The sequence below is a fragment of the Lysobacter sp. GQ73 genome, assembly GCF_059758755.1.
On sequence record NZ_JCAXEE010000002.1, the window covers coordinates 1159766 to 1180950 of the forward strand.

Genomic DNA, 21185 nt, shown 5'->3' on the forward strand with positions numbered 1-21185 from the left:
CGGTCGACGCCGCGCGACGCGCCGGCGGCGACTTGTACGACAATGGCCGGATCATGCGTTGCCTGTTGATCGACAACTACGACTCCTTCACCTGGAACCTCGCCGACCAGATCGGGCGGGCGTTCGGCGAAGCGCCGATCGTGGTCCATAACGACGAGGACGACTGGGACGGGCTGCGCACCCGCCACCGTTTCGATTGCGTGGTGATCTCGCCGGGGCCTGGCAGCGTGACCCGCGCGGCCGACGTGCATGTCTCGCGCCAGGCCATCGCCCGCAGCGGCCTGCCCTTGCTCGGGGTCTGCCTGGGTTTCCAGGGCATCGCCCATGCCCACGGCGGACGCATCGTCCACGCGCCGGTGCCGTTCCACGGCCGCGCCTCGGCCGTGCGCCACGATGGCAGCGACTTGTTCGCCGGCGTGCCGACGCCGTTCGAGGCGATCCGCTATCACTCGCTGATGGTCGCCTCGCCGCTGCCGCCCGATTTGCTGGCGACCGCGCATGCCGACGCCGGCCTGATCATGGCCCTGCGCCACCGCCGCCTGCCGCAGTGGGGCGTGCAGTTCCACCCCGAATCGATCCTGACCGAGCACGGCATCGACCTGATCGCGAACTTCCGCGACTTGGCCCATCGCGATCGGCGGCGCGCGTTCGTGAGCTTGGCAGCGCCATCGCCCGGGCCGATGCCGGCCGAGTCGAAGCAGGCTGCGTGGGGGCAGACCGAGTCGAGAGCGGCCGAGTTATCGCAGGCTCAGCCGGAACATGCCGAACCAAGGCGGGCCGAACCAAGGCGGGCCGAACCAAGGCAGGGCGAGCCAAGGCAGGGCGAGCCAAGGCAGGGCGAGCCAAGGCAGGGCGAGCCAAGGCATGCTGAGCTCGAGCGAGCCGAGCCAGGGCAGGCCGGATCGGTCGATGCCGGTGCGGCACCGCCTGCGCGCCGTCTGCGCGTGATCGCGCGGCCGCTGGATGGCGCGAGCGATCCGGAGGCGGTGTTCTCGGCCTTGTTCGCCGGCTGCGCCAACGCGTTCTGGCTCGACAGTCAGCTCGCGCTCGACGACAGCGCCGGCTGCTCGTTCATGGGCGCGGCCGACGATGCCGATGTACTGGCTTACCGTATCGACGAGGACGACGCCGGTTTGAGCCGCGGCCAAGGCCTGCTCGCCGATCTCGAGCGCGAGCTCGAAGAAGTCGCCATCGATGAGTCCGTCGCGGAAGACGGCGAGCGATTGCCGTTCGACTTCCGCGGCGGCTACGTCGGGTTCCTGGGCTATGAGATGAAGGCGCTGTTCGACGGCGACCGCGGCGACGGCGGCCCGGCGCCGGACGCGTTGTGGATGCGGGTGCGCCGTTTCCTCGCTTTCGACCATGCCGGCGCGCGGGCCTGGGCGTTGGCGCTGGCGTTCGAGGACGAGATCGCCGCCGCCGAGGCCTGGATCGACCGTGTCGCTGCCGCCGCGAGGCAGATGCGCGGCGACGACGCGCCGGTGCCGTCGCAAGGCCTGCAGGCGCTCGAGGTCGAAATGGACTTTGGCCGCGACGACTACCTGGCCGCGATCGACGAGTGCCAGCGCGCCATCGTCGACGGTGAAACCTATCAGGTCTGCCTGACCAATCATTTCCGCTTCCGCGCCGCGGTCGACCCCTACGCGCTGTACCGGCAGATGCGCCGCGGCAACGCCGCGCCGTTCGGCGCCTTCCTGCGCGGCCGCGGCGTCGCCGTGCTCAGCACCTCGCCGGAGCGTTTCCTGCGCGTCGACCGCGCCGGACGCGTCCAGACCAAGCCGATCAAGGGCACCGCGCGCCGTTCCGACGACCCGCAGCTCGACGCGCGTTATGCGCGCGAGCTGGCCGAGTCGGTCAAGGACCGCGCCGAGAACCTGATGATCGTCGATCTGATGCGCAACGACCTCAACCGCGTTTCGGTCGCCGGCACCGTCGAGGTGCCTGAGCTGCGCGTGGTCGAGAGCTACCGGACCGTGCACCAACTGGTCAGCACGGTGGAGTCGCAACTGCGTCCGGACTGCAGCCTGGTCGATCTGCTGCGCGCGACCTTCCCGGGCGGCTCGATCAGCGGCGCGCCGAAGAAGCGCACCGTGGAAATCATCGACCGTCTCGAACGCAGCCCGCGCGGCGTGTATTGCGGTTCGATCGGTTATCTCGGCTACCACCGCGTGGCCGACCTCAACATCGGCATCCGCACACTGTCCTACGACGGCGCCACGGTCGCCTTCGGCGCCGGCGGCGCGATCACCTACTTGTCCGAGCCCGAGGCCGAATTCCAGGAAGTCCTGCTCAAGGCCGAAGCCGTGCTGCGCCCGGTCTGGCGCCACCTCGGCGACGGCAGCGACCGCTTCGCTTATGCGCTCGAAGCCGGGCGCCCGCGTCTGCGCGTCGCTAACGACTGAGGCTGCGCTCGCCGGCCGAACCGTTCGCGCAGGACGAGCGCCGCCTGCGGGAACGGCGCCGGCCGGATTTCCTTCGATCATGGCCGCGATGCCCGCAAGTTTGGCCGATGCCTGCACCGTTACGGACGAATATGGCCGGCCGCAGGCAGGCGCCGCGCCTCCTGCAGTCGATACGCCAGCTTCCGGTACAGCGCGGTGCCGAAGATCGCATGGATGCTCGATGCGATGATCGAGAAGCCGTAGATCAGGCCGGCATCCGGAATGTGCACGGGCAGGCGCATCAACGGCACCATCACTACCAACAACACCGCGACCGCCCAGGCCGCGATCAAGCCGGCCACGGCATTGCGCAGGCCGCGCCGCAACGGCGCCAACCGCGCCGAGCGCGTGCGGCCCCAGCGCGCCATGAGGTGCCGCCGGGCCGACATCGCCAGACGCGTGCCGGCCAATGCCACCCACACATGCAGCAGTGCCGACCCGGCCGCGACCCAGCGCGACAGGTGGGTCAGCGGCTCGGCGCCTGCACGGATGCCGATCATCGCCAGCGCCACCGCGACGATGAAGACCATCAACGCAGACAACGCGCCGTTTTCGATCGAGCGGACGGCCGCGAACCAATCCTGGGCGCCCGCTGAGGGCAGGGTGATGGGCATGGGCGTTCCTTCGTCCTGTGCTTGGGCGTCAACGAATTCGCACGGGCCGGCTGCAGCCCGCATAGTAAATTCGGCAATCGCCGTCCTTCTGTTTCTCGCAATCTGCCATGCCGACTTCGGCCGCAAGTTCCGCGTTCGCGGCATTGGTCGTGACGTAGCGGGTGTCGCTAGCGACGATGACCACGCACTGATTGACGTAGGCGACGGTCAAGGTGCAATCGACACCGCCACGGCTCAGGCAATTCTCGATAGCGGCCTTCTTCGCCTCGCGCTTGCTCGGCAAGTCGGTCACTGCGCCGACCACTGCCCTGGCGTCGTCGCCGGCAATCGCGCCCCAGCGATCCTTCCATTTTGCGGTCGGGCCCGCATAGCCGCCCGGGCCCGAGGGGATAGGCCCGCAGGAAGCAGTGGAGGTGCCTGCATAAGGAATCATGCCGGCGGGGCATCCGCCCTCCGCGGCGGTCTGGCGATGCACGCCAAGCAAGGCGACAGACAGAACAAGCATCTGCATCTTCATGTTCAACCTCGTTTAACTCGATCGTGCGAACCGCCATAGGATGCGGTCGTCACCCCCGAAACTCGGGTGCCTATATCACTGAACGACTCGGACAAACTCGAGGATCTTGCAGTTTTGGCGAGCTCGTTGGAGTTCGGTGCTGGTGCAGACCCTGCAGCTCCAGCCTGCCCCGTCGCCCCGCTCCCGAACGCCGAGAACTGCATGAAGCCGCCCAGGGTACCCTGGAAGAAATTCGCCGCGAACGGCGGCACGGTGATGATGACGACGGTCATGATCAGGCCGAGCCCGCCCTGTTGCATGGCCTGATTGCTGATGCCTTCGGCGTCGACGCCCCAGATCGCGCCGATCTTCGCCACCCACAGGGCCGCCGACACGCGCGCCATCAGCTCCAGCAACATGCCGGTGACCACGCTCAGCATCGCCATCGAGAACAAGGTGCCGATGCCGTACATCAGCCAGCGACGGAACAGGTCCCGGGTCTGTTCGAAGATCAAGCACAGGACGAACAACGGCCCCAAGCCGATGAACAAGGCGATGGCGAACTTGAACATCAGCAGCATCGCGCCGGCGGACATGGCCGGGCTCGCCGCGCCCACGCCCGCGAACAGCACCGCGCGCGCCTTGCGGTCCTGCAACTCGGGATCGCCCGGGACGATCTGGACCGCATCGATCGCGCTCATCGCGAGCTGGGTGTAGGCGAGGTTCTCGTCGATGCTCTGCGCCGTGGTCTTGCCGCTGCGGCCCGAGAACAGACCGTGGATCTCGCGGTCGAGGTCGTAGCTGAGGTAACGATGCAAGTCGCTGCCGCCGAACGACATCGTGGTCGCCACGCCGACGATCAGGGCGATGCGCGTCGCGTTGGCGACCAGCGCCATCATCGGTTCGCGCAATTGGCCGGTGACGATGCGATAGCCCATCAGCACAATCCACAAGGTAACCAGAACCAGGGCGATGCTGCTGGCCCAGGTCATGGCCCTGCCCATCAACTGCATGCCGAACTCGTCGATGCGGTCGGTCAGGTAGTCGTTGACCAACTGGAACAGGACGAAGTCGCCGATGCCCGATTGGGCGCGCGGGTCGATCCAGTCGACCAGTCCGTTCAATCCATTGAACCCGTGCATCGCCTTCCCCTGGGATCGTGGCGGCCGGATCGCATGGTCGCGACCCGGCCTGGCCGGTCTACTTCGACAGCGCCGCCTTGAGCGCGGCGGCCTGCACGACCTGGCCGAGCAGCGAACCGCGGTTGCCCTGCAGCGCGCGCTTGGCCAGGCGCGACTGGTCCCACTTCAGCGACTCGATGTAGTCGTTATAGGCCTTCATGCGGGCCTGCCAGTAATCCAGGTCCATCGAGGTGCGCACCAGGAAGCGCTGCGCCTCGTTGTCGTTGGCGGCCAGGGCGCCCTGGCTGGAGCTCGCCCGGTCGCGCTGCGCCTCGATTTGCTGGAACTGCTGGTTGCGCTCGATCAGGGTCTTCAACATCCGCACCGATTCGTTGTACTTGGCGTTCTCGGCCAGGACCATGCGCTGGCAGATCGCTTTCTGCTCTTCGACGATGTTGCCGTCGAGCTTCGGCGCGATCTGCCGCAGCAGGCCGGTCATGCGTTCGCGCACACCGCCTTCGCTGCCGGCCGGGCACATGTCCTGCATGCCGTAGTCGTCGGGGCGCAGCGGGAACGTGTCGCTCATCTTCGGAGAATTGAAGTTCAGGCGCTGCAGCTTGATCAGCTGTTGCTGGTAGTGGTTGTAAGTGTCGCTCCAGCGCTTGGCCTCCTTGCCGAACTCGACCGCGTCCTCGGCGATCTGCTGCATGTGCGCGGTGAGGTTGACCGGGTCGTTGACGAGCAGTTGGGCCTTGGCGTCGGTGGCCACCGAGCTTGCGGCCAACAGCATCGCCACGGACCAGAGCCTTATCCGAGCGACGCTTCCTGTGCATGGATGTTTCATTGCGATTCCCTTCCTGCGCGATCGACTGCGGAACGTTGCCCGTGCATTTGTTGCGAAAACCCAGGGTGCGATGAGCGCGTGCGGATCGTCTCCGGCCGCATCCGCGACATTCGATTCGGCCGCGCGGAACACTTCGATGCTCGCCATCGCTGTTGCGGCGCCACTATCGCATACGGCTCGGAAATCGGCATGAGGCGGCGAGAAATCGTTGTGGACGCTAGTCCACATTTGTAAACGAATGAAGACGTTTCGTAGACATCGCAGTGTCCGAATCGCATCTGCGCAACTTCTTGTTGCGGTTGCCGCATCGCTATCGATGTCGTCCGCCGCGTTGTAATGTGTGGACTAGAACATTTTGCTTCTTGCAGTATCGTCATCCACACTTCGGGGGCTTCGGACGGAAGGACGCATGCCAGCCGATGCACGGTCCGCATCGGGCGAACGGCATCGGCGGCATCGGAGTATCGGCGAGCCCGATCTATGGTTTTGTCAGAGGATCGGAATGATTCGGATTTATGTCGTCGACGACCATCCGGTGCTCAGGACGGGCCTGCACTCGATCATCGAGCGGGAAACCGACATTCTCGTGGTCGGCGAGGCGGGCAGCGGCGCCGACGCGCTGGCGCAGATTCCAAGGCTCGCCGTCGATGTCGTGCTGTGCGATTTCGACTTGCCCGATACCGATGGCCTGCGCCTGGCCCGCAAACTGCTGCACGAGAATGCCGAACGCAAGATCCTGATCGTCTCGGGCCTCGACGACAGCTCGATCCCGCGGCTGTTGTTCGACGCCGGCGCGCGCGGCTACCTGACCAAGGCCAGCAGCGCGCACAAGTTGGTGTACGCGATCCGCCAGGTCGCGGCCGGGCGCGAGTTCGTCGACGATGCATTGCCGCGCAACGTCCTGCTCGGCCTGTCGCCGTTCCGCCGCTTGAGCGCGCGCGAAAAGGAAGTCGCCGCGCTGACCGTGCAGGAGTACACCACCCGGCAGATCGCCGAGGTGCTGCAGGTCGACGAGACCACCGTGCGCACCATCCGTTCGCGCGTCTACAAGAAGCTCGGCCTGCGCGGGGCGATCGCCCTGAGCAAGCTCGCAGTCCGGCACGGCTTCACCGGCCAGGGCGGCTGAGCGGAGCGCCGGCGATACCGGATGGGCAGGAGCCTCGCAACGTCAAGAGCGGGTGAAGAACGCTCAGGCCGCGCATCGTATAAATGCATCCATTAGTTTGACGCGCGTCGATGTTTGCGCAGCCATCGGCTCCTGCGATGGTGGCCCCGCATCCGCAAGCGTATAAGCGAATCAGAGGCGGGCGGTCGACCGATCCGCTCGGCCCGGCGCGGACGCCGGTACGCGCAAGGAGGCTGCGATCGCCGCGACGGTATCGCCGTGGCCGACGGCGGTCTCCGCATGCGACATGCGTCACTGCGATCCTGCCGCGCAAGCCACACTCGCAAGCGCGCGGATCGCCGACACTTATGGCGCCGTCATGGCGCCGACCTCAAGGAGCGAGCGCATTGGGTACCCACAAGCAGGCGCCTTCCGGACCCACTGACGAGCGGGAGCATGCCCGGCCGGACACGCACGCCGGCGACCAGCGCGTCGCGGCTGCGGGTCGGCCATCCCCTCGCGCGTTCGCCGACCAGGCCTGGCGCGATCCGCGCCCGATGGCGCCCGCGATCACCGAAATTTCCGACCGGTCCGAACCGGCCGCGGACAACGCGCGCAGCCGGATCGATTGGGCGGGTCTGGCCAGTCTGTTGCTCGGCGCCAAGCCGGCGGTATGGCCGGCCGAAGCCTTCGAGCCGCAACGCGCGGTGGCCGGGCCGTCGCCGCCGAACGACGGCAAGTGGTTGCACGAACTGGACTGGCACGGCTACCGGATGATGGCGGTGATCGCCGAGGGTCGTGCGCGTCTGTGGTCGGGCGATGGCGCGGAATGGACCGAACGCTTCCCGGAGATCGCCGCGGCGCTGGAACGGTTGGGGTTGCAATCGGCGACCTTCGACGGCGAACTGATCGTCGGCGCCGGTGCCGAAGCCGATTACGCCGCGCTGCAGGCGGCATTCTGCGGAGAACGCAACGAGCCTTTGACTTATATGTTGTTCGATCTGTTGCACATCGACGGGATCGCGATCGAGCGCGCGCCCCTGGTCGACCGCAAGGCCGTGCTCGAGCACCTGCTGAGGCAGGCGCCGCGCGAGCTGGCCTACAGCAGCCACATCCTAGGCAACGGCGACGTCGCGCGTGCGGTGACCGTCAACCAGTGTTTCGACGGGCTGATTTCCAAGCGCGCCTTCGCCTCCTACATGCGCGGATGCAGCCCGGACTGGCGCAAGACGCGGTTGCTCCAGTCGGGCCAGTTCGCGGTGGTCGGCTACCTACCGCCCGGCCCGCGCCATGCCGATCGCGGCTTCGATGCGCTGCTGCTCGCGCAACCGAAAGGCAAGGCGGCCTGGCATTACGCAGGCCAAGCGCGACGCGTCGTCGACGACGCGTTGACCGCCGAAGTCGCCACGCGGCTGAAGGGCGGGTCGGCCAAGCCGACGGTCACGGTAAGCCCGGACGTCAAGGAAATGCCCGGCGCGCTGTGGTTCAAGCCGCGCTTCGTGGTCGAGATCGACAGCCACGGCTTCGACGCTTCGGGCCTGCTGCGGCATGGCCTGCTGCGTTCGATATGCCACCAGCGGTCGGTGGCGAGTCTGAGGGCGAGCAAGTAGGCGGTGCCGCGGTTCGACGGCGCGGCCGCGCCATCGCCCGGACGACAGCGGCATGGCCGGCGTGCGCCGTCGGTGGCGTCGAGGGGAGCGGACTGGATCGCTTCACGCGACCGGCTCAGCCGGCCTCGAGCAGCTTCTGGACCTGCCGTTTGCCGACACCGCGCAAGGCTGCGATCTGCTGCAGCAGGGCCTGGCGCGGCCGCGCCTTTTCCCGTTCCCAGTTATAGACCGACTGGCCGCTGGCGCCGATCAGCTTGCCGAACTCCTCCGCTGAAACCCCCAGCTTCTTGCGCAAGGTGCGCAGGCCGGCGGCGGAGAAGCGGTGGCGGCTTTCGCTTTCGACTGGCGGCTTGGCCGCGACGGTCCTGCCGCCGGCCTTGCCCAGTGCCTTGCCGAGTGCCGCGACCTCGCGCTTGAGACTGTCGCGTTCGCGCTTGAGCGAGGCGATGTCCTGGCGCTGGGCGGCGACCTGCTTCTTCAGCGGATCGACGAGGCGGCGGCATTCCTTGCGCGAGATGCGAGCGATTTCGTCTTTGAGGATCGAAGCAAGATTTGGCATATCGGTTCCATGGATGGCTGGGCGAAGAGTACCGAACGGGGGCGATAACGCCAAATGCCGGAAAATCCTTGCATCTTGGCGTCGCGTAGCGGTCGATTCGTGGTTTTTGCGCGAACCGGCGCATCCGCGGGGCCATGGTTCGGCGAGCGGCGGTAGCATCGTTGCCCGCGCCGATCGCAAACGCCTTGTGGTCCATCCTCGACCGGCAGGCGACGCCGAGCGATTCGCATCCGCTGCGCGACACTCACTGTCGAGAGCCCGATGACCGTCTATACCGCGATCCACCAAACCCCTTCCGTCGAGGTCTATCGCCTGCTCCGGGTCGGTTCCGGCCTGAGCGCGAAGAGCGAGGCCGCCGCCGTGCGCGGCCTGGCCAATACCCTGTTCGCGGTGCAGATTCTCGCCGACGGCGCGCCGATCGGCATGGGCCGGGTGATCGGCGACGATGGCTGTTTCTACCAAGTCGTCGATATCGCGGTGCTGCCGGAGCACCAAAGCCGGGGCCTGGGCAAGCGGATCATGCATGACATTTCCTCCTACCTGCGCGAGCACGCGCCGGAAACCGCCTATGTCAGCCTGATCGCCGATGGCGAGGCCCGCCACCTGTATGCGCAGTACGGGTTCGAACTCACCGCGCCGGCGTCGGTCGGCATGGCGTTCGAGCGTTGAGCGCCAGCGGCGGCGTCGCGCGAATCGCGAAGCGATGCATGAGGCGCATGTCCGTGACGTTCGCCACGAACGCGAGATCGCACACAAACAAGCACATGCGAAAACAACGCGAATACATGTCAATGCGATGACAGTGCATATCCGTGCTCGCCCTAGCTAGTCGAGGCGAAGATCGATTGATTTAATGCCGCGATCTCTCATCAGGCATCCGACTCCATGGGCATTCCCAGCATCGATGGCGTTCCCTACCACCTGCAGTACCCGCAGGCGCCGGCGCAGCCGGTGGTTCCGCCGCCGCAGCCGCAGGAGGAATTCCACCGGGTCGAGGCCGGCGACACCCTGGAGTCGATCGCGCAGAAATACAGCACGCCGGAAGCGCCGGTCACCGCGCAGCAGATAGCCGAGCGCAACCAGATCGACAACGGCCCGATCGATCCCGGCAAGGACCTGATCGTGCCGACGATCAAACAGCACGCCGCGCCCAAGCCCGATCCGAACCCGTCGCCCGAGCAGGCCAAGAGCGACGAGGCGATGAAGAAATATCTCACCGCCGAAGACAACCTCGCCGCTTTCGACAGCGGCTACACCCGCCAGCACAACGATCCGGATTACCAGCCGATCCGTTCCGGCTACGCCGGCCTCAGCGGCACCGCGCGCGAGGAGCTGCAGAAGAGCATCGCCGCCGAGATCAAGGCCGACTTCGACGCGGGCGCGAACGGTGGTGTCTTCGACGCCAAGGCGATCCAGCGATACGGCGCCGACATCGTCAAACGCTACGACCAGGACCCCGCCGCCAAGGCGGCGGCCGAAGCGGCGGTCAAGGAAGTCGGCATCCAGCACGAGGTCGACTCCACGCTTGCCTCGGCAGGAGCCGCATCGGACCCGAAGGGCGCGGTCGAGACCCTCAGCCGCGAGTTGCCGAAGCTGTCGCCCGAGGCGCAGACGCGGCTGCTGTCGAGCGACGGCTTCGACAAGCTGATCGAGCAAAAGATCGGGCCCGCGTTCACCGATTCGCTGAAGGGCGAGCCGTGGAGGGACGCGAGCAGCGGCCCGGCCGCCAAGCCGATGGAAAGCATGCAGAAGCTCGAGAAGCTGATCGAAGGCGCCGAACCGCGCATCGCCGGGGCGCTGGCCGAGCACGGGGTGGATGCGCTGAAGGACTTCCTCGGCCGCGCCGAGAGCGACGGTTACAGCATCCGCCTCGGCATCGACGGCACCCGCGCGCTGGTCCACATCGCCAGCCAGGTCGGCGGCACCACCGAAGGCGATATCGCGATCCGCGGCATGACCGATCTGCCCCTGGACGGCTCGCAGATCCACCTGGGCGTGTCCGAAGGCGCGAGTCCGCACCTGTCGATCGCGATGGCGCAGGCGCACGGCGGCCCGCAGTCGGTCGACGCGGCGATCATGGGCGTGCAGATGTACGCCGGCAGCGTCAACGGCAATGTCGACAAGCTCGCCAAGCACACCGACGAACTGAGCTGGCTGATCAACAACCACGGCGGCTCGATGACGCCGGACCAGCTCAATCAGGCGATCAAGGACTACACCAGCGGCGCCGGAGCGGGCTGGGCGAAGACCGCCGAGGAACTGCAGAACAAGGTCGCCGACCAGGGCAAGACCCTGCTCGACCAGATCGACAGCCTGAGCAACGCGCCGGCCGACCAGCAGGACAAGACCAGGAAGGCCATCGAAGGCATTCTCGGCGACACCAAGTCCTCGTACGCGATCAGCCTGGCCCTGAAGCAACATCCCGACTACATCGATTCGCTCGCCGGCAAGCGGCTGATGCAGAACCTGGCGTATACCGGCAAGTTCGGCGAGCAGGGCATCAAGCTCGGCAAGGAAATCGCCAACGCCTACGTGCGCAACGACGTGCTCTCGGCCGCGCACAACTACGATCCGCGCAACCCGGCCAGCATCGAGCAGGCCGAGCAGGCGATCGAAAAACTCAAGAACCCGGCCCTGGTCAAATTGCTGGGCATGGACGTGGAAAGCGGCAAGTACCAGAGCTACGTCAAGCTGGTCGACGAGCTCAAGAAGAGCCTGCCGGCGGCCGGCGACGGCACCGAGCAGATCGTCGCCAAGCTCAAGACCCACGCCGAGGCGATGAACAACGCCGACAGCCGCTTCACCGCCGAGTCGAGCCGGCCGGTGTTCGAGAAGAACCAGCCGGCTGGCCAGCTGCTGCGCACCGTCGGCCTGGGCTTCGCCACCATGGGCTTCATGAACTCGGTGGCCAAGGCCAACGACGGGCAGTTCAGCCTGACCAACAAGAACGACCTCAAGGCGATCGTCGACGCCGCCGCTCTCGGCCAGAAGGGTACCGAGCTCGCGGTCGGCCTGGGCATGGTCACCGAAGACTCGACCCTGGGCCGTTTCGGCGCCGGCAACAAACTCAACGGCGAGAGCATCGACCCGGGCCGCTGGACCCGCGCCGACCGCGTGTTCGGTTACCTCACCGCCGGCTTCGATTACTGGAACGCGGTCGAACAGCACCAGAAGGGCGACGACGTGCGTGCCGGCCTGTACCTGACCAGCGGCGTCGGCGGCACCATGGCGGCGCTGTCGGGCACCAGCATCGCGTCCGCGCTCGGCGCCGGCAGCTGGCTCGGTCCGGTCGGCATCGGCCTGGTGGTGGTCGCCACCGCCGGCCTGACCATCAAGGACCGCGTCGAGCACTCCAATGCGCACATGAACCCGGCCTCGGCGAAGTTCCTCGAGCACGCCCAGTTCAATCCGCAGGTCTCGCAGGCACTGGTCGACCAGAGCGGCGAAGGCTGGAGCCCGGTGACCCTGCTGGCGCGTTACGCCGAGGCCAAGGGCTACAAGCTCGACGAGCCCGGCCAGCGCGACCGGTTCGTCGCCTGGGTCAACGCCATGCCGACCGACAAACTGGAGCGCTTCCGCACCGAGCTGCATCACGCACTCGACCAGTTCGACGGCGACGTGTCCAAGCTCGGCAGCGACACCACCGTGGTCCGGCCCGAAGCCTACATCGCCACCCGCGGCGGCGCGGCGAAGGTCGACGGCGTCGTCAGCACGGTCGGGCACCTCGACGCGGTGGTGCGCGATTTCGGCATTCCGCCGCTGCCCCAGCCCTGAGCCGCCGGCCGTCCACTTCGTCCGGACGCCGCGAGCGGCAGAGCGAGCCGCTGCTGATGCGCCCGCTTTCGGGCGGCTCTCCCGTTCGCGGGAGAGGGGCTAACGCCTGCGCCAGCGCGCCAATCCGACGATCGCGGTGCCGACGACGACGAAGCCGAACAGCAGCCATAGCGAATTGAGCGAGACCCGGGCATAGCCCAGGGTGGCGACGTCGATGAAAGGGTAGGGATAGCTGCCGAGCCATTCGCCGCGCACCAGCGCATACAGCAGATAGGCCGCGGGGTACAGGCACCAGACCGGCACCGAGCGCAGCGCCGGCGCGCGGGCGGGGGGGAACGCGATCCAGTGTCCGAGCGTGAGCAGCGGCGTTGCGTAATGCAGGACGATGTCGGCGACCCACTGCCAGCCCTCCGGCGCCCAGACCTGGCGCAGCAGGACGTGGTAAGCGAGGCCGACCATGACGATGGCGGCGGTCGCGCAGCCGCGTAGCGGGTCGGTGCCCGGCGAACCCTCCCGGCTGTCGGCGAACGACCGCTGCGAGAACACCAGCGCGACCAGGAGATTGGTCAGCACGGTGAAGTAACCGAGGAACGCGATTAGGCCATCGAGCACCGACTTGCCGTTATCCTGGGCCAGCCGCACCGACAGTCCCGACTGCAGCAGTACGCCGAACCAGGCCAGCGCCGCCACCGCGACCGATGCGCGGCGGCCGCGCGGGTCGTTGCGAGTCTCCACCGCGTTTCCCTCGCGCCGCGCGCGGCGCATCAAGTCGGCGCCCACGATCGCCGGGCCAGCGTCGCCCATCCACTCTCACAGGACGCACCATGCCAGCTTACGCCGTCGCGCATCTGCGCGAAGTCTCGTTCAACCCCGCCATCGTCGAATACCTGCAGCGGATCGACGCCACCCTGGCGCCGTTCGGCGGCCGCTTCCTCGTGCACGGCGCGCCGCCGCAGGTGGTCGAGGGCGCGTTCCCCGGCCATCTGATCCTGATCGGCTTCGCCGACATGGCCCAGGCCACGGGCTGGTACGAGTCGCCGGCCTACCAGGCGATCCTGCCGCTGCGGACCGCGAACTCGGTCGGCGATGTGTTCCTGGTCGAAGGCACCGACGAGGGCCATCGCGCCACCGATATCCTCGCGGGCGCGGCTTAGCGCCGGACCCGAGCCCGGTCGGAGCGTGGCCGGCCAGGAAGCCTCGCCAGCGATGCGCGCCGGCTCAGTCGAGCTTGCACAACTCGTCGTTGCGGCGCTTGATCACCTCCTGCAGGCCGGCCAGCAGCGCATCGCGGCTGGCCGCGGATTTTTCCGCCTCCAGCAACAGAATGCTGACCTCGTGCCGGGAGCGCCGGTTCGCGCGCGAATTGGTTTCGAAATCGAGGGCGGCGATCAGGGTGACGACGACCGCCGCGGCCGCGGCGGCGATGGCCGCGACATCGTCGGGATGCTCGAACCGGAAGACCTGCAGCTTGCCGGCGATGGCGGCGAACGAACTCAGCAAGGCCGACGCCACCAGCAGCGCGCGGTAGCCGACCTTCCAGCGCCACGCCGAACGGCGGTAGCGGTCCTCGTGGGCCAGCAGGATGGATCGGGCTTCGCTCAGCGCATCGCCGTTCGGCGCGTTCTCGTTCATGACTCGTCCTTCGCCCCTGTCGACTCAAACTTTTTCTACACAACGCAGATCCGGCCGCGGAAGGGACACCGGCAGCGGTCGGCAGTGGCGCCGTCGGCGCCGCCGGTATCGGCGGGCAGGCGGCTGCGGACTCGTCCGCTCGTCCGGCGGCCGTCGGTCGCTCGCGACAGGCGGTGGAACTACTTTCGTGCAGGCCGGGCGCGAGGGCGGCGATGAGCGTGGTGTCCTACCCGGGAACCTATCGACCGGCACGGCGAGGAGCGCCTGCGGTTCGGCAACGACGGCCGAGAGCTGTGCACGACGATCCGCGGCGTCGATTTCGCCGGCGGGGACTTCGATATGCTCGCCACGGCGGACGCTGCGCCGCAGGAGCGCCTCGCCTCGTTCTCGTCGAATCAGGGCGACCTGAGCGAGTGCACGTTCACCCAGGACATTCCGCTGCCGGTCGTGGTGCCGGCGCCGGACGGCGCCGAGACGATCGCGATGGGCGCGGTGCGCGCGATGATCGAGCTCGGTGCCGGCCGGAGTGATGGCCATCTGGACAGCCGACGCCTGATGTCGTTGCTGACATTCGCGGACTACCGCCTCGTCTCGTCCGGAGCGAGCGATTTCTTCGAAACCGAACTGCTCTACCTGCAGCGGCAACTGCCGCAGGGCGCCTGTCTCAAGGCCTGCATCAACTGCCTGCACCCGGACTACGGCCCCCATGGATAAGGTTCGTTCGGCAGCATGTTCTGCTTCTGCAAAATCAAGGACGAGTACGTCCGGGCGACTTCAAAAGAAGAATTCTGGGCGGTGTACGGCCGACACGACCGTCTCGTGCAGGAGATTTACCCGTGCGATCAATTCGCGCGCCGCGTGCCCGGTACCGGTTATCGCGGATGAAGCGTACGGGTTCGATTGCGCCGGGCGTCAATAACCCAGGCGCACCGCCTTGATCTCGGTGAGTGCCGACAGACCGATGTGGCCGTTCTCGCGGCCGTAGCCGGATTGCTTGACGCCGCCGAAGGGCAGGATGGCTTCGCCGCCACCGCCGTTGACGACGACCTGGCCGGCTTCGAGCCGGCCGATCAGGCCGTGCACGGTGCCCAGGTCGCGCGCCCACAGTTTCGCCGACAGGCCATAGCGCGAGTCGTTGGCGAGCGCGGCGACGGCGGCGGGCGAGGCGTCGTCGGCGAACGGCGTGACGACGATCGCCGGCGCGAAGATCTCCTCCTGCGCGACCCGCATGTCGGCGGTGGCCTCGGTCAGCAGGGTCGGCTCGAAGAAATAGCCCGGTCCCGGCCGCGCGCGGCCGCCGCGCAGCGCCCGCGCGCCGGCGGCGAGGCTGTGCTGAACGATCGCCTCGGCCCGCTGGCGCTGCCGGTCCGAAATCATCGGCCCCATGTCGCTCGCCTCGTGGTAGCCGGGACCGAGCCGCAGGCGGTCCATCGCCGCCCGCATCCGCTCGAGCAAGGCGCCATGAATCGACTGCTGGGCGAAGACCCGCGATCCGGCCGCGCAATACTGGCCGCTCTTGAAGGCGATCTCGCCGACGATGGCCTGCGCCGCGCGGTCGAGATCGGCGTCGGCGAACACCAGCACCGGGGATTTACCTCCGAGTTCGAGCACCACCCGCTTCAGGTTGCTGTGCGCGGCCGCGGCCATGATCGACCGGCCGACCTCGGTCGAGCCGGTGAAGCTGATCAGGTCGACGTCGGGATGATCGGCCAGCGCCTGTCCGGCGCCGGCGCCCTCGCCGGTGACGATGTTGACCACGCCATCGGGAATGCCGATTCGCCGGCAGAGCTCGCCGATGCGCAGCGCCGACAACGGTGCCAGTTCGGCCGGCTTGATCACCGTGGTGCAGCCGGCGGCAAGCGCGGCGGCGAGTTTCTGCAGCACCATCAGGAACGGCGCGTTCCAGGGCGTGACGATGGCGACGACGCCGATCGGCTCGCGCAGGAAGTAGTCCATGCCGTCCTGGTCGGCCGAGCGCATCGGCACTTCGCCGGCGATCTTCGTCGCCCAGCCGGCGTAGTCGCGCAGCGAACGCAGGCCGAGCGCCAGGTCGCCGTTGCGGATCGAGGCCAGGCTGTGGCCGGCGTCGAGCGATTCCAGCAGCGCGAACTCGTCCTGCCGCGCTTCGATGGCGTCGGCCAGGGCGAACAGCAGCGCGGCGCGTCGGGAGGCCGGCAGGCGCGGCCAGGGGCCGTCGCGAAAAGCACGGCGCGCCGCGGCGACGGCGAGGTCGATATCGCGGCCGTCGCCGGCGGCGATCAAGGCGATGCGCTCGCCACTGGCCGGGTCGTCGACCTCGAGCGTCCGGCCCGACGCGCAGGCGTGCCAGACGCCGTCGATCAGCACGGCCGGCGCCTGTTGCGACAGCGCAAGGCGCAGCGCCTCAAGCGCGGGTTCGGGCGGCACCGGCGGGCCGGCGGTTTCGTTCGCAATCTGGGCCATGCCGTGATTTCCCATAGAGCCAGCCGCACCCGTGCGAGGCCGGCCGGCGGAGAGTTGATATTGTCAACTATCTTGTAGAAAGTTGATAAAGTCAACTGATGGCGGGTCAGCCCGGATCGGAGGTGGGGCCGTGCGACATGCGCCGCAGCAGTCCTTCGAGCTGTTTGCGCTCGGTCTGATTCAGATCCCGCAGCAGGTCCTTCGCCACCGTCGCGCGCAGGGCCTCGGCCTCGGCATGCGTTTCGGCGCCGCTCGCGGTCAGGCACAGGCGCTGGCGCTTTTCGCCGGCCTCGTTGTCGATCCGCGCCACGTGGCCGCGCTCCAGCAGGGTCTTGACGATTCGCGCGATCTGCGCCTTGTCGCGCCCGCTCTCGCGGACGATGTCGTTCTGGGTGCAGCCGCGATGGCGTGCGACGAAACGCAGGGTGCGCGCCTCCATCGCCGCCAATCCGAGTTCGGCTTCGCGCAGCGACCGCTGCATGCGCGCGGTGGCCTGATGCATGATCGTGTTGACGAGGTTGAGGATCTCGATGTCGCGGCTGGCCGGCATGGCGTTCCACCCTGGATGACCAGCGGATTGTCCGGACGCCGGGATGACAATGTCAACTTGCAAGCCCGGCCGTCCGGGCCGCGCGGCGACGGAGCCTCGCATCGAACTCAGACGTAGCCGTTCTCGACGCTGTCCGGCGGCGGTGCGGTGACCGATTCGATGTGGAAGGCGTTGCGTTCGCGCTTGGCGTGGTACAGCGCGGCATCGGCAACCGACATGAAGGTCGCCGCGTCGGTCGGCACGTGGGTGTAGGCGATGCCGATGCTGGTGGTGACCCGGATCGTGGTGCCGTCGACGATCACGTCCTGGCTCATGGTCCTGATCAGCTTGCGCGCCACCGCTTCGGCGGCCTGCGGCACCGCCGCGTCCTCGATCAGCACCACGAACTCGTCGCCGCCCAGGCGTGCGGCGAGGTCGCTGCTGCGCACGCAGTTCAACAGACGCTGGGCGAACACGCGCAGGATCTCGTCGCCGGCGGCGTGGCCGTAGCTGTCGTTGATGCGCTTGAAGTGGTCGATGTCGAGGTACATCAGCGAGGCCGGCGTGCCGTGGCGCTGCAGTCGCGCCAGCGCGACCGCCATGCGCTCGTCGAACTGGCGCCGGTTCGCCAGGCCGGTCAGGGTGTCGACCAGGGCCAGGCGCCGCAGCTCCAGCCGGTTCGCTTCCAGGGCCTGTTCGGCGATGACCCGGCGGGTGACGTCGCGGCCGGCATAGATCAGGTCGAAGCCTTCGCCGTCGACGGACGGAATGGTCCGGGCGACCGCCTCGATCCAGACGTAGTGGCCTTCCTTGTGGCGCACGCGGTAGGTCGAGACGACCGGTTCGTGTGAGGCGATGACCTCGGCGATGATCTGGGTCTGGCGCGGCAGGTCCTCCGGATGGATCAGGCTGGAGCGGGTGCCGAGCATCTCGGCCGGAGCCCAGCCGAGGATGTCCTGCGCCGACGGCGAGACGTAGATGCGCTCGCCGTCCACGCGCATGCGCACGATCACGTCGTGCGAGTAATCCGCCAGCAGCCGGTAGCGGTGTTCGCTCTCGCGCAGCCCGGCCATGAGCCGTTTGCGCTCGGCCATCGCCAGCGCGACCGGGATGGTCATCAGGCAACCGCCGGCGATGTAGAGCTGCAGCAGCGCGACCCGCCCGGCGGTGCCGAAGCCCTCGACCAGCCACAACGGCCCGTAGCCGAGCGCGGTCGCCGCGCTGCCGATCAGGGTCAGCAGGATCACCCCCACCGCGACGCCGGCGAAGCGGTGCCGGAAGGCGCCGAGCAGCAACACCGGATAGGCCATGAACAGGATCGGATAACGCGACAGGAAAATCGCCATGCTGACGATGGCGAGCAACAGCATGGTCAGAACGAACGACCAGCGCCGTCCGGGCGCGGCGATCAGGCCCTTGCCCTCGCGATGCACGACCAGGGTCGAGGTGGCGAAGATCACCATGCCGACGACGTGCGCGGCGAACCAGGTGACGAAGTCGATGACGAACGGGGTCCGGTGCAGCGTGCTGACGATCGAGGCGGCGATCAGCCCGGAGATCGCGCACGCCGCCAGGGTGGTGGCGGTGGCGACGCCGCCGAGACTGATCCAGCGCTTCGGGTCGCCCACGTTCGGCACCAAGCGCCTGACCACGCCGGCGACGATCAACACCTCGACCACGTTGGTCGCCGAGATCGGCGCGGCCTGGACGAGGGTTTCCGCGCTCGCTAACCGCGCCGCCAGTTCCACCGCGAAGGCCAGCGCGACATAGCCCGGCCACGACGCGGTGGCCCGCGACAGCAGCCAGCCGACCAGGATGCCGTTGCCGATCCAGACCGCGGCGAGTTCGCCGGGGCCGCGCGAGAGCGTCAGCGAAGCCCAGGCCGAGGTCCCGATCAGCAGCGCCATCAGCGCGTAATCCGTCCAGGGGCGCTTGGGCATTGCGGGTGCCTCGCTCACACTCCCTCCTGCACAAGATGGCCGGCTACCGGAGCGCGGCTCGGCCTCGCTCGATTCGTGGCGTTCTTCGCCGCATGCGCCGCCGCCAGCCTGGTCCGGAGGCTAGGGCGGCCGGCGTAAAGAGGGGGTGACCGGGCATTCGGCGCATGCGCGCAAGCGCTGCGTTCGGCGATCGCGGCTTCGGGTTCGAGGCGCCATTTGCGACGAGGCTCGCGGTCATGTTGCGGATTCGCCGGCCGTGAAGCCGGCTGCCTCCCGGCGGTGTCGAATATCCATACGCGGGTTTCGTTCGGCAGCGGTCACCGATGGTTTTCGATCGTCTCTTGCGGACGCCGCGGCCCCGGCCCGCCGCATGGCCCGACGCCTTCGTCGCGCATCCGCCGGCCAGGGATCGCTCCGATCCAGCCCGCATCGATAGGGGCAGGCCTTTGCCGTCCGTGCGGAAGCGGCCCGGCGCCCATGAATATGCTAAGGCGGTGAGGCCGCACACTTCCCCATTCCATCGACAGACCGGGAGATCGGGAGACCGGCCCGGCTCCGGTCCGGGGCTCGGCCGGAACCCAGGTCGGGCTAGTCGGCGAGTCGGATGCACCCACCCGGGCGCGTAAGTTGGAGTAGGCTGCCGGCATGGTATTTGGGACGTGTATCACCAAATGTTAAGGGTTGGCGATTCGCTGTCCCGGTCCTAAGGCCGGCACTCAGTGGAACACTCGAATGAAGTCTCGATGCTGGACGGCGCTGCAAGCCCCGGCCTTGCCCGACGCACCATTGCGCTTGGCGAAGCCGGCAGCGTTCCATCGAACCGGCCTGCCGCCCGTGCCGCGCCATCACCGTCGATTGCCTCGGAAGACACGAACATGCCCGGCACCGAACCTTCGCCGCGGCCGGTCCATGGCCGGTCCTCCGCCCTGCTGGTGATGGCGCTGCTGTCGGCGTATCCCGCCGGTTCGGCGTTCGCGCAGCAAGGCATCGGCATCGGCAACGTCGCGACCGATACTTCAGGCGTCGTCGGCTCGCTGCGGACCGGCAAGTCCAACCTCGTCTGCGCCGCCAACAAAGTGGTGGTCGGCGCGCGGCATACCGACCGCGCCTTCGCCGCGCCGAACAGTGCCGACGGCATCACCACCGACTACGACCCACGCTGCGCCACCGTCACGAGCGACGGCGTCACGGTCACGGTGATCAACGATGCCGGGTTCACCGACTTCGGCGGCTACGACCAGCCGGGAACGATCAACTCGAATACCTGCGGCGCGAACCAGGTCGTCGGGCGCATGGGCGGTTTCGACCGCGACATCGCCGGACTGTGGCTGAGCTCGGTGCAGAACCTGTGCTACGCCATGACCTTGGATGGCAACGACTGGGTCAAGCGATCGACGACGCTCTCGGCGACCCAGACGATCGGCGTCAACGAACCCAACGCGGTGCATACCTTGAAAGGCCCGTTCTGCACCAACACGAACGACACGATCAACGTCGGCATCGTTTCGCAGAACGGCGGCGAAGGTTACGACGGTCTGCAGGCGCAATGCGGCCAATTCGTCCAGGCCCGTTTCTCGGCGGCGCTCGACTTCACCGACTTTTCCTGGCCGACCACGCTGGGCGCCGGCGGATGGACTGCGCAGCTGGCCCACACCAGCGGCAACATGGCGGTGCGCGATCCGCGTCCGGCCGGCGTCAACAACCTGGCCCAGTTCGAGGGCGCTAACGAGCTGTACGTGATCCCCGGCGCCGGTTACTCGGCTACGCCGATCGCACCGGCCGGCATCGCCGCCAACACTTATGTCGTGACGACCGCTTGCGCCGGCGCCACCCGGAGCGACGAGCAGGATCTCGCCTGTCCCATGGTGATCGATGGCCTGCCCGACATCGCGGTGACCTTGACCGCGCCGGCACCGGCCTACAGCAACTATGGCCAGTTGCAGAACATCGTGCTGACCGCGACCAATCGCGGCCCGGGCGCCACCGACGGCAATGACGGCTACACCGTGGTCGCGACCCTGCCGACCGGCTGGACTGCCGGCGCCCTGCCGGCCAACTGCACCGCCAACGGCGCGAAT

The 21185-nt window shown here is 67.8% G+C and carries 18 protein-coding genes; 8 read left to right on the top strand and 10 right to left on the bottom strand.

Annotated elements, in window-relative coordinates:
* Nucleotides 1-53: 53 nt before the first annotated feature.
* Nucleotides 54-2402: an aminodeoxychorismate synthase component I gene (gene pabB, locus AC6CH2_RS09845; RefSeq protein WP_498269071.1), complete on the top strand. Its 2349-nt coding sequence runs from the start codon at nt 54-56 to the stop codon at nt 2400-2402.
* A gap of 119 nt (nt 2403-2521) precedes the next feature.
* Here the strand turns inward: pabB and AC6CH2_RS09850 are convergent, their stop codons facing one another.
* The 4 genes from AC6CH2_RS09850 to AC6CH2_RS09865 are packed head-to-tail and all read right to left on the bottom strand — an operon-like array spanning nt 2522 to nt 5372.
* Nucleotides 2522-3055, bottom strand: coding sequence for a hypothetical protein (locus AC6CH2_RS09850; protein WP_498269072.1), 534 nt, complete (start codon nt 3053-3055; stop codon nt 2522-2524).
* Between the two features lie 28 nt (nt 3056-3083).
* Nucleotides 3084-3572, bottom strand: a complete 489-nt coding sequence (locus tag AC6CH2_RS09855; protein ID WP_498269073.1) for a DUF4189 domain-containing protein — start codon at nt 3570-3572, stop codon at nt 3084-3086.
* A 2-nt stretch (nt 3573-3574) separates the two neighbouring features.
* Nucleotides 3575-4693, bottom strand: coding sequence for a TrbL/VirB6 family protein (locus AC6CH2_RS09860; RefSeq protein WP_498269074.1), 1119 nt, complete (start codon nt 4691-4693; stop codon nt 3575-3577).
* A 58-nt stretch (nt 4694-4751) separates the two neighbouring features.
* A complete protein-coding gene (locus AC6CH2_RS09865) occupies nt 4752-5372 on the bottom strand; it encodes a hypothetical protein (protein ID WP_498269117.1) in 621 nt (206 codons plus the stop codon).
* A 646-nt stretch (nt 5373-6018) separates the two neighbouring features.
* On the opposite strand from AC6CH2_RS09865, the gene AC6CH2_RS09870 reads away from it, so the two are divergent.
* Nucleotides 6019-6642, top strand: a complete 624-nt coding sequence (locus AC6CH2_RS09870; protein ID WP_498269075.1) for a response regulator — start codon at nt 6019-6021, stop codon at nt 6640-6642.
* Nucleotides 6643-6779: 137 nt separating this feature from the next.
* Complete coding sequence (locus AC6CH2_RS09875; protein ID WP_498269076.1) at nt 6780-8231, top strand: ATP-dependent DNA ligase; 1452 nt, start codon at nt 6780-6782, stop codon at nt 8229-8231.
* Nucleotides 8232-8346: 115 nt separating this feature from the next.
* Here AC6CH2_RS09875 and AC6CH2_RS09880 read toward each other — a convergent pair whose 3' ends face one another.
* Nucleotides 8347-8949, bottom strand: coding sequence for a helix-turn-helix domain-containing protein (locus AC6CH2_RS09880; RefSeq protein ID WP_498269077.1), 603 nt, complete (start codon nt 8947-8949; stop codon nt 8347-8349).
* A gap of 102 nt (nt 8950-9051) precedes the next feature.
* Here AC6CH2_RS09880 and AC6CH2_RS09885 point away from each other — a divergent pair, with 102 nt between their 5' ends.
* Nucleotides 9052-9459 (top strand): GNAT family N-acetyltransferase, encoded by a 408-nt coding sequence (locus tag AC6CH2_RS09885; protein ID WP_498269078.1) that lies wholly within the window; start codon nt 9052-9054, stop codon nt 9457-9459.
* Between the two features lie 216 nt (nt 9460-9675).
* A complete protein-coding gene (locus tag AC6CH2_RS09890) occupies nt 9676-12564 on the top strand; it encodes a LysM peptidoglycan-binding domain-containing protein (protein ID WP_498269079.1) in 2889 nt (962 codons plus the stop codon).
* A gap of 99 nt (nt 12565-12663) precedes the next feature.
* On the opposite strand, the gene AC6CH2_RS09895 is transcribed toward AC6CH2_RS09890, so the two are convergent.
* Nucleotides 12664-13299, bottom strand: coding sequence for a Pr6Pr family membrane protein (locus AC6CH2_RS09895; RefSeq protein WP_498269080.1), 636 nt, complete (start codon nt 13297-13299; stop codon nt 12664-12666).
* A gap of 89 nt (nt 13300-13388) precedes the next feature.
* On the opposite strand from AC6CH2_RS09895, the gene AC6CH2_RS09900 reads away from it, so the two are divergent.
* Entirely contained in the window at nt 13389-13718 is a 330-nt protein-coding gene (locus tag AC6CH2_RS09900; protein ID WP_498269081.1) for a DUF1330 domain-containing protein, read from the top strand.
* Between the two features lie 64 nt (nt 13719-13782).
* On the opposite strand, the gene AC6CH2_RS09905 is transcribed toward AC6CH2_RS09900, so the two are convergent.
* Nucleotides 13783-14196, bottom strand: a complete 414-nt coding sequence (locus AC6CH2_RS09905; RefSeq protein ID WP_498269082.1) for a hypothetical protein — start codon at nt 14194-14196, stop codon at nt 13783-13785.
* Between the two features lie 240 nt (nt 14197-14436).
* On the opposite strand from AC6CH2_RS09905, the gene AC6CH2_RS09910 reads away from it, so the two are divergent.
* Entirely contained in the window at nt 14437-14910 is a 474-nt protein-coding gene (locus AC6CH2_RS09910) for a DUF6304 family protein (RefSeq protein WP_498269118.1), read from the top strand.
* Nucleotides 14911-15108: 198 nt separating this feature from the next.
* On the opposite strand, the gene AC6CH2_RS09915 is transcribed toward AC6CH2_RS09910, so the two are convergent.
* The 3 genes from AC6CH2_RS09915 to AC6CH2_RS09925 form a co-directional block, all read right to left on the bottom strand.
* Nucleotides 15109-16638, bottom strand: a complete 1530-nt coding sequence (locus tag AC6CH2_RS09915; RefSeq protein WP_498269083.1) for an aldehyde dehydrogenase family protein — start codon at nt 16636-16638, stop codon at nt 15109-15111.
* 106 nt (nt 16639-16744) lie between these two features.
* Nucleotides 16745-17188 carry a MarR family winged helix-turn-helix transcriptional regulator gene (locus tag AC6CH2_RS09920; protein WP_498269084.1) on the bottom strand — a complete coding sequence of 148 codons (444 nt, stop codon included), beginning with the start codon at nt 17186-17188 and terminating at the stop codon, nt 16745-16747.
* A 107-nt stretch (nt 17189-17295) separates the two neighbouring features.
* Entirely contained in the window at nt 17296-19107 is a 1812-nt protein-coding gene (locus AC6CH2_RS09925; protein ID WP_498269085.1) for a diguanylate cyclase domain-containing protein, read from the bottom strand.
* Nucleotides 19108-19982: 875 nt separating this feature from the next.
* Here AC6CH2_RS09925 and AC6CH2_RS09930 point away from each other — a divergent pair.
* The coding region (locus AC6CH2_RS09930) for a hypothetical protein (RefSeq protein ID WP_498269086.1) at nt 19983-21185 on the top strand (1203 nt) is incomplete at its 3' end.